This is a genomic window from Pontibacillus sp. ABV4_188, assembly GCF_056311905.1.
The window spans coordinates 3,755,767-3,771,459 of sequence record NZ_CM149975.1 but is presented as its reverse complement, the minus strand read 5'-3'; the positions used below and the strand labels follow the sequence as shown (position 1 = coordinate 3,771,459).

16 protein-coding genes are annotated in these 15,693 nt (G+C 44.6%); all 16 read left to right on the top strand.

Features of this window, described 5'->3' with window-relative positions; translation table 11 throughout:
* Positions 1-128: 128 nt before the first annotated feature.
* The 16 genes from ACYX4O_RS18985 to atpA all read left to right on the top strand — a co-directional run bounded on the left by ACYX4O_RS18985 (position 129) and on the right by atpA (position 15,618).
* The gene (locus ACYX4O_RS18985) at positions 129-743 is read left to right on the top strand and encodes a low molecular weight protein arginine phosphatase (RefSeq protein ID WP_476353156.1); all 615 of its coding nucleotides are present in this window, start codon (positions 129-131) and stop codon (positions 741-743) included.
* Between the two features lie 20 nt (positions 744-763).
* A complete protein-coding gene (locus tag ACYX4O_RS18980) occupies positions 764-2,074 on the top strand; it encodes a methyl-accepting chemotaxis protein (protein WP_476353155.1) in 1,311 nt (436 codons plus the stop codon).
* Between the two features lie 17 nt (positions 2,075-2,091).
* Positions 2,092-2,529, top strand: a complete 438-nt coding sequence (gene rpiB, locus ACYX4O_RS18975) for a ribose 5-phosphate isomerase B (protein WP_476353153.1) — start codon at positions 2,092-2,094, stop codon at positions 2,527-2,529.
* A gap of 85 nt (positions 2,530-2,614) precedes the next feature.
* Positions 2,615-3,184, top strand: a complete 570-nt coding sequence (locus ACYX4O_RS18970) for a TIGR01440 family protein (RefSeq protein ID WP_476353151.1) — start codon at positions 2,615-2,617, stop codon at positions 3,182-3,184.
* A gap of 33 nt (positions 3,185-3,217) precedes the next feature.
* Positions 3,218-4,453 (top strand): serine hydroxymethyltransferase, encoded by a 1,236-nt coding sequence (locus tag ACYX4O_RS18965; protein ID WP_476353149.1) that lies wholly within the window; start codon positions 3,218-3,220, stop codon positions 4,451-4,453.
* 380 nt (positions 4,454-4,833) lie between these two features.
* Entirely contained in the window at positions 4,834-6,132 is a 1,299-nt protein-coding gene (locus ACYX4O_RS18960) for a methyl-accepting chemotaxis protein (protein ID WP_476353147.1), read from the top strand.
* A gap of 268 nt (positions 6,133-6,400) precedes the next feature.
* Positions 6,401-7,030, top strand: a complete 630-nt coding sequence (upp, locus tag ACYX4O_RS18955) for a uracil phosphoribosyltransferase (RefSeq protein ID WP_476353145.1) — start codon at positions 6,401-6,403, stop codon at positions 7,028-7,030.
* A 21-nt stretch (positions 7,031-7,051) separates the two neighbouring features.
* Complete coding sequence (gene wecB / locus ACYX4O_RS18950; protein WP_476353143.1) at positions 7,052-8,206, top strand: non-hydrolyzing UDP-N-acetylglucosamine 2-epimerase; 1,155 nt, start codon at positions 7,052-7,054, stop codon at positions 8,204-8,206.
* Positions 8,207-8,432: 226 nt separating this feature from the next.
* Positions 8,433-10,616, top strand: a complete 2,184-nt coding sequence (locus ACYX4O_RS18945; RefSeq protein ID WP_476353141.1) for a S8 family serine peptidase — start codon at positions 8,433-8,435, stop codon at positions 10,614-10,616.
* 602 nt (positions 10,617-11,218) lie between these two features.
* The gene (locus tag ACYX4O_RS18940; RefSeq protein ID WP_036779991.1) at positions 11,219-11,437 is read left to right on the top strand and encodes an AtpZ/AtpI family protein; all 219 of its coding nucleotides are present in this window, start codon (positions 11,219-11,221) and stop codon (positions 11,435-11,437) included.
* 2 nt (positions 11,438-11,439) lie between these two features.
* On the top strand, positions 11,440-11,820 hold the full coding sequence (locus ACYX4O_RS18935) for an ATP synthase subunit I (RefSeq protein ID WP_188650548.1): 381 nt from the start codon (positions 11,440-11,442) through the stop codon (positions 11,818-11,820).
* 23 nt (positions 11,821-11,843) lie between these two features.
* Complete coding sequence (atpB, locus tag ACYX4O_RS18930) at positions 11,844-12,566, top strand: F0F1 ATP synthase subunit A (protein WP_207528531.1); 723 nt, start codon at positions 11,844-11,846, stop codon at positions 12,564-12,566.
* 53 nt (positions 12,567-12,619) lie between these two features.
* On the top strand, positions 12,620-12,832 hold the full coding sequence (gene atpE / locus ACYX4O_RS18925; RefSeq protein ID WP_188650544.1) for a F0F1 ATP synthase subunit C: 213 nt from the start codon (positions 12,620-12,622) through the stop codon (positions 12,830-12,832).
* A 183-nt stretch (positions 12,833-13,015) separates the two neighbouring features.
* Positions 13,016-13,549 (top strand): F0F1 ATP synthase subunit B, encoded by a 534-nt coding sequence (locus tag ACYX4O_RS18920; RefSeq protein ID WP_476353137.1) that lies wholly within the window; start codon positions 13,016-13,018, stop codon positions 13,547-13,549.
* Positions 13,546-14,091 (top strand): F0F1 ATP synthase subunit delta, encoded by a 546-nt coding sequence (locus tag ACYX4O_RS18915; RefSeq protein WP_188650540.1) that lies wholly within the window; start codon positions 13,546-13,548, stop codon positions 14,089-14,091. Before ACYX4O_RS18920 ends, ACYX4O_RS18915 begins: the two co-directional genes overlap by 4 nt.
* Positions 14,092-14,109: 18 nt before the next feature.
* Entirely contained in the window at positions 14,110-15,618 is a 1,509-nt protein-coding gene (gene atpA, locus ACYX4O_RS18910; RefSeq protein ID WP_036779976.1) for a F0F1 ATP synthase subunit alpha, read from the top strand.
* Positions 15,619-15,693: the final 75 nt, after the last annotated feature.

The following is a 15,693-nucleotide window of genomic DNA, read 5'->3' as shown; positions in this document are numbered from 1 at the left end:
GTAACTAAAAACACTCCTTTACTCACCAAGAGCAAAGGAGCGTTTTTATAAGATTTCTCTCGCCGACGAGAGCCGGATAGATATGTTATAATGCAGGTAAGATTAGCACTAGTAGTGGAGGTTTGAGAATGAAGCATATTTTGTTTGTGTGTACGGGGAATACGTGTAGAAGTCCAATGGCAGAGGCATTGTTAAGAGAAAAGCATGAAGACATTGAAGTGAGATCTGCTGGGATCTTCGCTCACAAGGGCTCAAAAGCCTCAAAAGGTACAGAACAAGTGTTAAAGCAGAAAGGAATTGCGTTAAATCATGAATCGCAGCCTCTTTCTGAAGACTTGATGAGATGGGCAAATATCGTCCTTACGATGACGGCTCAGCACAAGCAAAGCGTCGTGATGGAATATCCGCGCTTTGAAGATAACGTGTTCACGTTAAAGGAATATGTTCTTCAAAATGATCACAATCAATGGCAGCAACTGAAAGAAGCCTATTCTACGTTAGAAGATAGAAAGGCCGTCTTTTTGCAAAAAAATCGTGAAAAATATAACTCGCCACAAGAACTTGAGCAAGCCCTTATCCAACACTTAAATGAAGAAATTTCACTCATTCGTGAAATCGAAGCCAACCTCCCAAATTCAGACATCTCCGATCCATTTGGAGGAGACATAGATACGTATGAAAAAACGCTTACAGAAATTGAAAAACATGTTGAACTTCTTATCAAAAAATTAGACAATAAGTAGGACAAAGGATTTGTAAGGGGATGGCAGGTTTGGAGGATAAAAAGAAATATCGGTTTAGTCTTCGGGTAAAGCTCGTTGTGTTCATTACAACGCTTGCAGTGATCACGTATTCAACGAGTGCGTGGTTTATCTATGTACTCTATGATCGGATTAAGGATACAATCGGCATTTCTGTCGTTCCTTTTACGTTGATCACGTTTGCTTTAGGCATTCTCTGGTCAGGCATCCTTGCCTATGTAGCGGCAGGTTTTATCACAAAGCCTCTTCTTAAATTGGAACAGACCGCAGCCAAAGCAGCTCTTGGAGACATTACGGACGAAGTCGCTGTATCGAAGTCAGACGATGAAATCCGCTCTCTTGGCACGGCTTTTGGAACGATGATGACCAATTTGAGAGGTATGGTACATAATATCGACCACAATTTTGGCGAAACGAACAAATCGGTTACAGCCATTAAAGAGGCGACCGAGCAAGCGACGAACCAAGCGCGGCTCATTTCGGAGACAATCGATGAAATCTCTGAGGGCTCTGAGAACTCGTCGGTAGCCATTCAACAAACCGCCGAAGCGATTGAAGAAACAACAGAACTTGCCACCAAGGTACAAAACAAGACCAAGCTCTCTCAAGATATGTCCACTCACATGATTACAACATTGAATGATAGCGAGAAAGTGGTGTACTCTCTTGTTGAAGGCATTCAGTCGATTGCAGAAGAACAGGAGTTGTCTTTAGAAGCGGTTGAACGCATGGAAACGAACGCGAAGAAAGTAGAAGACATTATATCCCTTGTCGGGAACCTAGCCGAGCAGACGAACTTACTTGCATTAAACGCTTCAATCGAAGCAGCACGAGCAGGAGAACACGGGAAAGGCTTTGCTGTTGTAGCAGAAGAAGTAAGGAAACTTGCTGATGAAAGCGGAAAAGCGGTGAAAGGGATATCAGATCTCATTCAAACGATGCAAAAAGACGTCTCCCAGGTCGTTCATAAAATTAACGATCAGGTTCAATTCGCTCGAAAGGAAGCAAACAGGGGCGAGGAAACGAACCGGACCATTGCGGATATGTCTACGTCTGTAAATGAAGTGGCACTAGCGGTTCAAGAGATTTCGGCTCTCGTTGACCAACAGCTGGCATCGCTCCAATCAACAGCCATACAATCCGAGGAAGTCTCAGCCATTGCAGAAGAAACCTCAGCCGGTACACTCCAAGCCAGTTCCACCGTCCAGCATCAGACCGAGTTGATTGAATCAATTGATCAAATCGCTCATGCGCTGGGCGAACAAGCGGACGGATTAAGGCAACAAATCCATCGATTTCGAATTACAGATTAAGAGAAGGGATGATCACCATGAAAGTAATCGTAGCATCTGATCACGGAGGCGTGAACATTCGTAAAGAAGTAACGAATTTATTAGAAGAAATGAACATTGAATTTGAAGACCTCGGCTGTGACTGTGAAGGTTCTGTCGACTATCCAGACTACGGCATTCCGGCAGCCGAGCGCGTAGCCAATGGCGAATTTGATCGTGCCATTTTAATTTGCGGAACAGGCATTGGTATGTCCATTTCTGCAAACAAAGTAAAAGGCGTGCGCTGTGCGCTCGTTCATGACTTATTCACGGCTAAAGTAACGCGTGAACACAATGACTCTAACGTTCTTGCAATGGGTGAGCGTGTAATTGGGCCAGGCCTTGCGCGCGAGATTGCTAAGACTTGGTTAAGTGCGGAATTTGAAGGGGGACGCCACGCCAACCGCGTCTCTAAAATTACTGAATACGAAGCATAAAGTGAGAAAAGGGGAAGAAAAGCATACGTGTTTTTACTTCTCCTTTTTGTGCCTCTGATATCCTATTAAAGGGAGTGATTCTTCCATGGTTACAACTGTTAATGAGGACATAAAGCATATTGTCGATGAGTGGATCGACAGTTCATACTTAAAACAGGGCGACCTATTCGTTGTGGGCTGTTCCACAAGCGAAGTCGCAGGAGAACATATCGGAACAAGCGGAAGCGCCCGTATTGCTGAGGAGATTTTTGAAGAACTCATGCGCCTCAAAGAGCAATGCGGGATTCACATAGCCTTCCAGTGCTGTGAGCATCTCAATCGAGCGCTCGTTCTAGACCGAGCGGTCATGCGAGAGCATCGTTTAGAAGAAGTATCTGTTATACCGGTTCGTTCTGCAGGCGGTTCGATGGCAACGCATGCCTATCACCACCTGAATGACCCGGTCGTGGTTGAAGAAATCACAGCCAACGCTGGCATCGACATTGGAGACACATTCATTGGCATGCACATTAAGAAAGTGGCTGTACCTGTCAGGTTTAAGCAAAAGAAGATCGGAGAGGCTCACGTAACATCCGTGAGATCACGTCCGAAGTTAATTGGTGGCAACCGGGCAGTTTACACAATAGAACAACAATCGTCCGTAACTTGTGATTAAGAAGGGCGAACGAATTTAAAGGGGGACGTACACATGAAGCACGTAAAACAAGTTGATCCAGAGATTATGGAGGCCATTCAACTCGAAAAAACGCGTCAACAGGAGAAAATTGAACTGATCGCATCAGAAAACTTTGTTTCCGAAGCTGTTATGGAAGCGCAAGGGTCTGTATTAACGAACAAATATGCAGAAGGTTACCCTGGCAAACGCTACTACGGCGGCTGTGAACACGTAGACATCGCCGAGAATCTTGCTCGCGACCGCGCAAAGAAACTGTTCGGAGCAGACCATGCCAATGTTCAGCCACACTCCGGCGCTCAGGCAAACATGACGGTTTATTTTGCTGTGCTAGAACCAGGCGATACTGTCCTTGGTATGAACCTAAACCACGGCGGCCATTTAACACACGGCAGCCCTGTTAACTTCAGTGGAAAACTTTACAACTTCGTGGACTACGGCGTTGACCAAGAAACAGAACAAATCGACTACGAAGCGGTACGCGAGAAAGCGCGCGAGGTACAACCGAAACTAATCGTAGCCGGTGCTTCTGCGTACCCTCGCTCCATAGACTTTAAGAAATTCCGCGAAATCGCTGACGAAGTAGGAGCTTACCTCCTTGTAGATATGGCGCACGTAGCTGGACTAGTGGCAACAGGCCACCACCCAAACCCTGTTCCATATGCTGATTTCGTTACAACAACAACGCACAAAACCCTTCGCGGCCCACGCGGTGGAATGGTGCTTTGTAAAGAAGAGTACGCTAAGAAAATCGACAAATCTTTATTCCCGGGCATGCAAGGTGGCCCGCTCATGCACGTCATCGCAGCAAAAGCCGTAAGCTTCCAAGAAGCGCTTCAAGATGATTTCAAGGACTACTCCGCTTCTATCATCAACAATGCCAAGCGCCTAGGTGAAACGCTGCAAAAAGAAGGCGTCCGTCTTGTATCAGGTGGAACAGATAACCACTTGCTCCTACTAGACCTGCGTCCATTAAACCTAACTGGAAAAGTCGCTGAACAAGCTCTTGATGACATCGGTATAACCGTAAACAAAAATACAATCCCGTTCGACCCTGAGAGCCCATTCGTCACAAGCGGGATCCGCATCGGAACAGCAGCCGTTACGTCCCGTGGCTTCAAAGAAGAAGAAATGGATGAGATCGCATCCATCATCGCCTTCACCCTGAACAACCACGAAGACGAAGGCAAACTAGCCGAAGCCCGCGACCGCGTACTCGCCCTAACCTCTCGTTTTGAGCTATACGCTTAAATGAATGAACCGCCTCTTCCTTTTGGGAGAGGCGGTTTTTTATTTTTTGCGTAAGGATGACAAAAAAGGGTGCGGAATGGCGAAAGAGAGCATTGGAGTGACGAAACGAGAGGTCGAAGTGTCCAAAGGAGCGGCGGAATGACGAAAGAGAGAGCGGAGTGACGAAAGAGAGGAGAGGAATGACCAAAGGGAGCGTCGGAGTGACGAAACGAGAGGCTGAAGTGTCCAAAGGAGCGGCGGAATGACGAAGGTAGACAGCAGAATGACCAAAAGAGCAGTGGTATGACGAAAGAGCCTCCCACCAAACCAAATGTGCAACGATGATTAAGATTCCCCCACCTAAAGCCGATATAAGAAGAAGGAATAAAGGGGGAATTACGATGAGTATTTTTACAAAAAAGAGACAAGCCGCACGGTTCGAGGCAATCCATGCCTATTCAGATATGGGCACACCCGTAACCGTTGAGGATCAAGACTTGGCTGGGCGCTTAAGTTATATGAGCCTAACAGATAAGCAACTCGCTACGTTAAAGGAAGTAAAACCAGATGTATTAGCGCTCAGTGATCAACTTTTAGATAAAGTGTTAGAGCATTTGTATGCACATCCTAGTCTGAATGCAATCGCTACGAATCATAGTTCTCACGATAGACTGAAGCAGGTATTCGTAGAATATTTTGATAGTGCATTTTCTGGGAATATAGATGAGGCATATTTGAACATGAGAAAACACATTGGACGTACTCATGGCGGGGTGGAGCTTCCGGTCGCGTGGTTCTTAGCTACCTATTCAGCACTAAGCAATCTACTTATCCCAAAAGTGGTTGAGTCTTATCAGGATCAGCCGCATAAACTCTCGGATATCCTGGTGGCCGTAACAAACATTATGAACCTGGACAGTCAACTCGTCGTCGATCACTACCTGGCTGTGAAAGCGGTAGAAGCGAATGAAGCGAATGATCGAAATGAACTTCTTCGCAGAGAAATCGTTGCCATCAGCCAGGAGGTTGCTGCTTCTGTGGAACAAACTGACGCATCGATGAATGAAACTTCTGAGAAAGCAGGTCGTATTCGGAAGGACACAGAGAATACGCAGAAAAGTAGCCAGAATCTGATTTCGTTAACGGAAATGAACGACAATAAGGTCAACGAAATGCTTACTTCTTTCCAAACTGTCTTAGAGCAGTTTAACAAAAGCATGGCGACTATGGATAAACTCGATTCTTTATCCAAACAGATTACGTCGATCACGAACCAAATTGAGGGTATTGCCGATCAGACCAACCTTCTTGCTTTAAACGCGTCGATTGAAGCAGCCCGTGCTGGGGAGAGTGGGAAAGGATTTGCTGTCGTAGCTGAAGAAGTTCGTAAATTAGCAGAGAACTCAAAGCAAATGAGCAATCAAATTAATACGATCACAAACGAAAGCAACGAAAACATTCAAACGCTTCAGGCTTCCATGCAAGAAATGAACGCCTCTACGAAACAGTCCCAAACAGATATGAAGCAAGTAACGAACGGGTTGGCTACTGTGAAGATGGAAATGAATCAGTACGTAGACATGTTCAATCGAAATAAAGAAGACCTCGATCAGATTGTCGATGCCATCCAAGATATACATGGCACGACCGACAACCTATCAGGCCTCGCGCAGAAACTATTATATAAAACAGAAGAATAAACAAACCTCGAACACTCCGACTCCTCTGAAGTTGGGGTGTTTTTAGTTGCTACACCTTTCCGCTCATGAAACAGTAAACCTTGTGGTAAACTATAAAGGATATGAATCGCCTATTTTAATAGAAGAAAAAATTCACAAAACCGTCACAAACGCCAAATAACTTTAAGAATGTTTTGTCGAGAGATTGTGTAAATCACCTTGAAACGCATCCCATAATTCAGTACAATTTTAAGGATGCAAACTATTCAATCAAAGGAGAGATCGGCTCATGGGTAAGGTATATGTATTTGATCATCCTCTTATTCAGCACAAACTAACGTACATACGGAAGGCAGAAACAGGAACGAAGGAATTCCGTGAACTTGTAGATGAAGTAGCAGCTTTAATGGCGTTTGAAATTACACGTGATTTACCATTAGAAGAAGTGACGATTCAAACACCCGTTTCAGAAGCGAAATCCCAAGTAATTTCAGGTAAGAAGATTGCGATCATCCCAATTCTCCGCGCGGGACTAGGAATGGTAGATGGTATTTTAGACCTTATTCCAGCGGCGAAGGTAGGACACGTAGGACTTTATCGTGATCCGGAAACACTGAAGCCAGTTGAATATTATGTGAAGCTTCCAAGCGACGTTCAAGAACGTGAAATGATCGTTGTAGACCCAATGCTTGCAACGGGTGGTTCTGCGATCGAAGCCATCCACTCTCTTAAGAAGCGTGGTGCTAAACAAATTCGCCTAATGTGTCTAGTAGGTGCGCCTGAAGGGGTAGAAGAAATTCATGCAGCACACCCTGATGTAGACATTTATCTTGCAGCAATGGACGAGAAGCTGAACGAAAAAGGTTACATCGTACCAGGTTTAGGAGACGCAGGAGACCGTCTGTTCGGAACGAAATAAGTTTTGTTTGGAGTGAACGACATGAGCCAACGAATTAAGGTGATGACGATTTTTGGGACAAGACCTGAAGCGATTAAGATGGCGCCTCTTGTCTTGGAACTGAAAAAACGTGCAGACCAATTTGAACCAATTGTAACCGTGACAGCCCAGCATCGTGAAATGCTTGACCAAGTGATGAACATCTTTGGCATTGCCCCTGATTACGACCTAAACATCATGAAATCGCGTCAAACTCTAGCAGAGATTACAACGCGTGCGCTTGAAGGTTTAGACAACGTGATGAAGGAAACAAAGCCAGACGTGGTGCTTGTGCATGGTGATACAACAACAACATTTGCAGCAAGCCTTGCCGCTTACTACAACCAGATTCCGGTCGGGCACGTAGAGGCAGGACTTCGCACGTGGAATAAATACTCTCCATTCCCAGAAGAAATGAATCGCCAGCTTACAGGCGTTATGGCCGATCTTCATTTTACGCCAACGAATCAATCCAAAAAGAATCTATTGGATGAAAATAAATCAGAAGACAGCTTGTTTGTTACAGGAAACACAGCGATTGATGCGTTAAAAACTACCGTTAAAGACGATTATGCACATGAGATCCTAGAGAAGACGAAAGATAAACGTCTTGTGCTCGTGACGGCTCACCGTCGCGAAAACTTAGGTGACAAAATGCGCGGCATGTTTAAAGCCATCAAGCGTTTAGTTGATACACATGAAGATGTTGAAGTGGTTTACCCGGTTCACTTAAACCCAGCGGTTCAAGAAGCAGCCAACGAAATCTTAGGCAGCGATGACCGTATCCATTTAATTGAACCGTTAGATGTAATCGACTTCCACAACTTCGCGTCTAGGTCTCACCTGATTATGACCGACAGTGGCGGCGTTCAAGAAGAAGCGCCTTCTCTTGGTGTACCAGTCCTTGTCCTTCGTGACACAACCGAACGTCCTGAAGGAATAAAAGCTGGAACATTGAAGCTTGCCGGCACAGACGAAGAGAACATCTTCTCTATGGCAAACGAATTACTCTCAGACGATACAGCATACGAAGCAATGGCCAAAGCCTCCAACCCATACGGAGACGGCCAAGCATCCGCCCGTATCGCCGAAGCCATGCGCTACTTCTTCAACTACCAAGAAGAAAAACCACAACCATTCACAACCAAAGACGACTAACCCAAAAAGCAAGAGGCCCCGTGCCCCTTGCTTTTTTCTTTACCCACCTAAAGCGTGCCAGACACCCAGCATTACAGCACAGCACTAAAGCGTGCCAGACACCCAGCACCACAGCACAGCACTAAAGGGTGTCAGGCACCCTGCATCCCTGCACAGTACAAAAGTGTTTTTGTATGTATGAAGTGGTGGGTTCTTTCAGAAGATAGGGGAAAAGGGTGGTGGAATTGTGAAGAAGGTTGTTGTGGTTTTGATGCTTGCAGGGCTAATTATGATGAATATTCCAGGCAAGATCGCATCAGGGAAGCGTGAGCTGGAGTCGATTATTATCGAGGTCGAAGATGATGCGCATAAGTGGAAAGAGTATATAGAAAAGTATCATCCTCGTGTCGAAGTCATTCACGTGTACGATACGCTTCTCCAAGGTTTGGCTCTTAAAGGAACAGTACGTGACTTAGAGCGAGTAGAGAAGTCAGATTTCGTAGAGCAATCTTTCCCTGAACAAGTCTATCAGGTACATATCAATGAAAGTGTTCCTTTCGTTTTAGAAGATAAAGATCCATTTCGGTCCACTTCTTACACCGGTAAAGGAGTTAAGGTGGGGGTAATTGATACAGGCATTGATTACACGCATCCTGATCTAAAGAAGAATTATAAAGGCGGGTATGATGTCGTTGATCTTGATGAAGATCCGATGGAAACACTAGAAACGCAAGGGGAGCCAACACTTCATGGGTCACACGTTGCAGGTATTATTGCTGCCGATGGAAAGCTGAAAGGGATGGCTCCAGATGCCGAACTGTATGGATACCGCGCCCTTGGTCCGGGGGGAGTTGGGTCATCTGTTCAAGTGATTGCGGCGATTGAACAGGCTGTTGAAGATGGAATGGATATTATCAATCTCTCCCTGGGCAGTTCTGTGAATGGTCCAGATTGGCCGACAAGTATCGCCGTCAACCAAGCTGTAGATATGGGCGTAGCCATGGTTATATCAAACGGCAACTCAGGTCCTGGCGAATGGACAGTAGGTTCCCCTGCGACAGCAGTTAAGTCCATTGCAGTCGGAGCATCGACGCCTCCTGTTCAAATTCCATACCTCTACGATTCTCTTTCCCGCATAGCTATACCCGTTGCACCAATGATGGGTTCAGTACCATGGAATCTTAGAAAAACGTACTCGATTGCATCGGCTGGTCTCGGCAAACAAATCTCAAACAATCTTCGTGGCAAAATTGCTTTACTTGAGCGTGGAGAAATCACGTTTACTGAAAAAGCTCTAATGGCCCAAAAAGCCGGCGCCGTAGCAGCACTCATCTACAATAATGAAGATGGGAAACTACAAGGGGCGATCGAAGGAGAAGTGACCATTCCTGTCGCTTCTCTAACAAAAGAAGAAGGCAAATGGCTCAAGAAAAAAATTGCGGATACAAATAACTGGCTCGATACGAAGTACCAGACGCATGAAGATACAATTGCGAGTTTTAGTTCAAAAGGACCTGTAACATGGAATTGGGACATTAAACCTGATATCGTCGCACCGGGAGTTGCCATTTCAAGCACCGTCCCAGGAGGTTACAAAGACTTACAGGGCACAAGTATGGCAGCTCCGCATGTCGCTGGGGCGCTAGCTTTACTGAAAGAGGCGCACCCGGATTGGGGCCCTGAGAAATTAAAAGCAGCCCTCCTTTCTACCGCGAAGGTTTTAAAAGAGGAGAACGGAGAAAACGTTCAGCCTATTTCACAAGGAATGGGGCGCATTGAACCACTCGAAGCAATCAAGCCTTCCTCCATACTTTATAATGGCCGTTTAGCCTTTGGTCGAATACTCGACGACACGGAAACGAGGGAAACCACCATTACAGTGGAAAATGCAAGTGACGAAACACAAGATTACAGATTTACAATCCCGAAACGAGAACAAGGAGTCCGTTTCAGGCTGCCCATGAGTTTTGCCCTCCAACCAGGCGAGAAGAAAACCGTTCCCATATCTTTATCCATTCACCAGCGGAATTTACAACTGGATGAATCATTTATTCAAGGATGGCTTGAGTTAAAAGATAATCATACAACCTATCAACTACCTTACTTAGCCCTAACTAAAAAAGCAGAATTCCCACGCGCCATGGGACTAGAATTCACACTGAAGCCGTTCTCGGACGAAGAATATCAGTACAAACTCTACCTCCCGCTAGCAGCAGACGTCCTAGAAGTTGACTTGTATGACCCAGAAACCCTTCGTTACATCAGACCGCTATTTATAACCGAAGACGTTGAACGAGGCGTAGTAGAAGGAACACTTACTGAAAAAGAAGTCGGGCAAGACGGAACCTACCTAGCCGTTGTAACAGTTAAAAAAGACGGAGTAACACAGTCATTCGAAACACCAATTACTATTGGCCAAACCATTCCTTAAAAAGAGGGGAGGAGACTCTCGAGCTCACTTAAGAGCAGGGGCATAATCGGAGACGGCCGAAAAGCCCTGCGTGACGGCCTACACCCATCCCAGCATGGCAAAAATACCTGGCCGGAAGACCTAAACCTACCCCAGCACAACCAGAAAAAGTACGACAACGACCCTAACGCAATAAATCACACCAAAAACGAAACAAAATTCGTCTAATTCCGACGTGTTTTACCATATAATATAGCCCCAATTAAAAAGAGGCTGTTCCAAAAGTTTTGTAGTAACTTTTGGAACAGCCTCTATTAAAAAAATTCACAAAAACGTCACAAAATACCCTGATACGAAATAGAAAAGTCAGTAAGCGTTTTATAACCAAAAAATACTTTTGATTTCCGCAAGGGATTTGTGTACAATACGGGTGCACTTGTGAAATAATGAATTTGTGATATTGAGAATGTGTTCTCACATATTTTTACAGCGATGACTTTTCTTCACAAACGGATTGACAATAGAAAACCCCTATTGTATGCTAATTTAAGCGGAATGATAAGGTTTTCATAAATCGACAAAATTTTTAAGATTTCTATGAAAACTAGGTGGGAGCTGTTTTCATGGCCTCGAACGATAATCCTTTTAAAGCAATGGCATTAACGAGTGGGATCTTATCCCAACTATCCGGATGCACATTAGTAGGAATTTTTTTTGGACGTTGGCTTGATAACCAGTTTACCACATCACCACTCTTTTTAATCCTAGGTCTTTTCACCGGACTAGCCGCAGGTACATATGGCACGATCTATTTAGTGCGAAAATACACGGGAGAAGATTAAACATGCCACAACAATTCCAACAGATGATTACCCGCCAAAGAAAATGGATGTTATACCTTCTCGCATTGATTGTACTCGGTGCTGGGTTTACGGACTATCAGGTCATTTTTTTGAGCTTGCTCCTTGGAGCTGTTATTAGTTTTTTTAACCTCTGGCTAATGCAGCGTAAGATTAATCATATGGGACAAGCTGCTTCAGAGAACCGAACTAGTCGGGCTTTAGGAACCTTTTCAAGGTTTGCTGCTGCAGGTCTAGCCATTCTTATCGCACTTCAATATTCACAACATTTCCACTTAATTGCAGTCGTTATTGGATTAATGACAACGTACGTTGTTATTATGATAGAATTTTTAATCTCTAGATTTAGAGATACACAAGATTAGCCCAAGGAAGAGAGGTGAAGAATTTGGATCACAAACAACCTATGGTTACGGATGTACTTGGCATATCCTGGCTGGATTTCAACATGTCCAACGTCCTGATGATTATTGTCAGCGCTGTTATCGTTTTCATTTTGGCTGTGTCAGCAACGTCCAGCTTAAAACGAAAGCCAACAGGGATGCAGAACTTTATGGAATGGGTCATTGATTTCGTAAAGGGGATCATTGGAAGCAACATGGACTGGAAGACAGGGAAGCAATTTTTGCCTTTGGGATTAACTTTGCTACTGTTCATCTTTGTTTCAAACATGCTTGGAGTTATCACAATGATTAGTGTGGATCACACGATTTATTGGAAATCTCCAACCGCGGATCCTGGATTAGCACTTACACTCGCCACAATGGTAGTTGTGCTTACACACTACTACGGGATCAAGATCAAAGGGGTGAAAGAGTACGGAAAAGACTTTCTCCGTCCAATGCCTTTCTTGGCCCCGCTTAAGGTTATTGAGGAGTTTGCTAACACCTTAACACTTGGACTCCGTTTATTTGGTAACATTTACGCTGGTGAAATTCTTTTAGGTTTACTGGCAGGATTGATGACCTCTGGTATAGGAGGATTCTTTGGCGGACTGATTCCGATGATTGCTTGGCAAGGATTCAGTGTGTTCGTCGGCGCAATTCAGGCCTTTATCTTTGTTATGTTAACAATGGTTTATATGTCTCACAAAGTGAGTCATGACCATTAATTTATAAAATTTAAGTAATGCATTATCTAATATCTTAGAGGAGGAATTTTCAAATGGGAGCTTTAGCAGCTGCAATCGCAGTAGGTCTAGCAGCACTTGGTGCTGGTATTGGTAACGGATTAATCGTAAGTCGTACGGTAGAGGGGATCGCTCGTCAACCAGAACTACGTAGTGCCCTTCAAACAACAATGTTCATCGGTGTTGCACTAGTAGAGGCGATTCCAATCATCGGCGTTGTTATCGCATTTATCGTAATGGGAAGCTAATAGATTTTGAATCAAATGGCGGAGTACGACCAGTATTGTCTTCGCCATTCCTTATACCATTAATGAATTGAATAGAATAAAAGATACATAGAAAAACTCCGACTTTTCACCCTAACGGGGAGTAAAAGCCGAGTTTTTCTAATGTAATGCCTGTTACAGATAAGTGTGAAAGGAGTGAATGGTGTGCAGTCATTAACTGGATTTTTAGTTCTAGGCGCTGAGGCAGAAGCTACCGGCGTTGCATGGGGAGATATGGCCACGCTTCTTTTCACGTTCATTATCCTTTTAGTCCTTCTTCGCATATTTGCATGGGGACCTCTAATGAACGTTATGAAAGAACGCCAAGATCACATTTCCAACGAAATTGATACGGCTGAGAAGAACCGCCAAGATGCTGAGCGTATGTCGAATGAAGCTCAAGAAGAGCTGAAGAAGACGCGTCAAGAAGCACATCAAATTATCGAAGATGCTAAGAAAACTGCTAAAGAGCAGGAACAAGATATTGTTACAGCTGCCCGCACTGAGGGTGAGCGTATTAAAGAATCAGCTCGTCAAGAAATTGAGACTGAGAAAGAAAAAGCGATTCAAGCCCTTCAAGATCAAGTGGCTTCCTTGTCCGTACGCATTGCAAGTAAGGTAATTGAGAAAGAATTATCTGAGCAAGACCAAGAGAAACTAATCAATGAGTACATTAAAGAAGTAGGAGAAGAGCGATGAGTAACGAAGTAGTAGCAAAACGCTATGCAATGGCTCTTTTTCAACTCGGACAAGAAAAATCGAAACTAGAAACATTTGAAGAAGAACTTCGCACCATTCGTGAAGTTTTTCGTAACAATAAACAACTAAATTCTTTCCTGAAGCATCCGCGTATTAAGAAGGATAAGAAGAAACAGCTTCTTAGCGAAGTGTTTCAAGGGTACTCCGAAGAAGTGACGAACACGCTTGAGATGTCAATCGATCGTCACCGTGAGGACATGATTCCGGCTATGGTTGATGCGTTTATTGAGCGAACCAACGAAGCGCGCGGGATTGCAGAAGCGGAAGTCTATTCAGTTCGAGCGTTAGGTCCAGATGAAGAGAAAATGGTTCAAGATGTTTTCTCTAAGAAACTGAACAAGCAGTCTCTACGCATCCACAATGTGATCGATCCATCCCTACTTGGTGGCATTAAGCTACGCATCGGGAACCGGATTTATGACGGCAGTGTGAGTGGCAAGCTAGAGCGAATCGAGCGGAAATTGGTTTCTGCAAACAAATGATGATAGGGGTGAAATTGCATGAGCATCAAAGCTGAAGAGATCAGTGCGCTGATTAAGCAGCAAATTGAAAATTATGATTCTGAAATTGAAGTCAACGATGTAGGTACAGTCATCCAGGTTGGTGACGGTATTGCTCGTGCCCATGGCCTTGATAACGTCATGTCTGGTGAGCTCGTTGAATTCGCAAACGGCGTTATGGGTATGGCCCAGAACCTTGAGGAAAACAACGTCGGTATCGTTATCCTTGGTGAATTCACAGAAATTCGTGAAGGTGACGAAGTTCGTCGTACTGGACGTATCATGCAGGTACCAGTAGGGGAGGAACTACTAGGACGTGTGGTTAACCCACTTGGACAACCTGTAGACGGAAGAGGACCAGTTGAAACAAGCAAGACTCGTCCGATCGAATCTCCAGCACCAGGTGTTATGGATCGTAAATCCGTTGACGAACCACTTCAAACAGGTATTAAAGCGATTGACGCTCTTGTACCAATTGGTCGTGGTCAGCGTGAGTTAATTATCGGAGACCGTCAAACGGGTAAAACAACGGTTGCCGTTGACTCCATTATTAACCAAAAAGATCAGGATATGATCTGTATCTATGTAGCGATTGGTCAGAAGGAATCAACAGTACGTGGTACGGTTGAAACACTTCGCAAGCACGGAGCGCTAGATTACACAATCGTTGTAACAGCAAGTGCTTCACAGCCAGCTCCACTTCTTTACCTTGCTCCTTATGCGGGTGTATCTATGGGTGAAGAATTCATGTACAACGGTAAGAACGTTCTTGTTGTATATGATGACCTTTCTAAACAAGCGGCTGCATACCGTGAACTTTCCTTGCTACTTCGTCGTCCTCCAGGCCGTGAAGCATTCCCTGGTGACGTATTCTACCTTCACTCTCGTTTACTTGAGCGTGCAGCGAAGCTTAGTGATGCAAAAGGTGGCGGTTCATTAACAGCCCTTCCATTTATCGAAACACAAGCAGGCGATATCTCAGCTTATATCCCTACAAACGTAATTTCCATTACAGATGGACAGATCTTCTTACAATCTGACTTGTTCTTCTCAGGTGTACGCCCAGCCATTAACGCTGGTCAGTCCGTATCCCGAGTTGGTGGTTCTGCCCAGATTAAAGCGATGAAGAAAGTTGCAGGTACCCTTCGTCTGGATCTTGCATCGTTCCGTGAGCTTGAAGCATTCGCCCAGTTCGGTTCCGACCTTGATAAAGCAACACAAGCGAAACTGAACCGTGGTGAACGTACGGTAGAAGTACTGAAGCAGGGTCTTCATAAACCACTTGTTGTTGAGAAGCAGGTTGCGATCATTTACGCACTTGTTAATGGCTATCTTGATGATATTCCAGTTGACAACATCCAGCGTTTTGAAGATGAACTTCAAACATGGATTGGCAAAAACAATCCAGAACTTTATGAGCACATCCGCACAACAGGTAAACTTCCTGAAAAAGAAGACTTCAACAGCGCGATCGAAGGCTTTAAAAAGACATTCGTCGTATCTGAATAATAATTTAACCGGTCTTTAAAGTAGCCTGATTGGCTGCTTTAAAGATCAGATAAGCAACCTTTGAAGAAAGGGTGG

Bases quoted from the DNA above. Each gene is read 5' to 3' on its own strand.
- ACYX4O_RS18985 (WP_476353156.1), top strand. From the start codon at position 129: ATGAAGCATATTTTGTTTGTGTGTACGGGGAATACGTGTAGAAGTCCA.
- ACYX4O_RS18980 (WP_476353155.1), top strand. From the start codon at position 764: ATGGCAGGTTTGGAGGATAAAAAGAAATATCGGTTTAGTCTTCGGGTA.
- rpiB (WP_476353153.1), top strand. From the start codon at position 2,092: ATGAAAGTAATCGTAGCATCTGATCACGGAGGCGTGAACATTCGTAAA.
- ACYX4O_RS18970 (WP_476353151.1), top strand. From the start codon at position 2,615: ATGGTTACAACTGTTAATGAGGACATAAAGCATATTGTCGATGAGTGG.
- ACYX4O_RS18965 (WP_476353149.1), top strand. From the start codon at position 3,218: ATGAAGCACGTAAAACAAGTTGATCCAGAGATTATGGAGGCCATTCAA.
- ACYX4O_RS18960 (WP_476353147.1), top strand. From the start codon at position 4,834: ATGAGTATTTTTACAAAAAAGAGACAAGCCGCACGGTTCGAGGCAATC.
- upp (WP_476353145.1), top strand. From the start codon at position 6,401: ATGGGTAAGGTATATGTATTTGATCATCCTCTTATTCAGCACAAACTA.
- wecB (WP_476353143.1), top strand. From the start codon at position 7,052: ATGAGCCAACGAATTAAGGTGATGACGATTTTTGGGACAAGACCTGAA.
- ACYX4O_RS18940 (WP_036779991.1), top strand. From the start codon at position 11,219: ATGGCCTCGAACGATAATCCTTTTAAAGCAATGGCATTAACGAGTGGG.
- ACYX4O_RS18935 (WP_188650548.1), top strand. From the start codon at position 11,440: ATGCCACAACAATTCCAACAGATGATTACCCGCCAAAGAAAATGGATG.
- atpE (WP_188650544.1), top strand. From the start codon at position 12,620: ATGGGAGCTTTAGCAGCTGCAATCGCAGTAGGTCTAGCAGCACTTGGT.
- ACYX4O_RS18915 (WP_188650540.1), top strand. From the start codon at position 13,546: ATGAGTAACGAAGTAGTAGCAAAACGCTATGCAATGGCTCTTTTTCAA.
- atpA (WP_036779976.1), top strand. From the start codon at position 14,110: ATGAGCATCAAAGCTGAAGAGATCAGTGCGCTGATTAAGCAGCAAATT.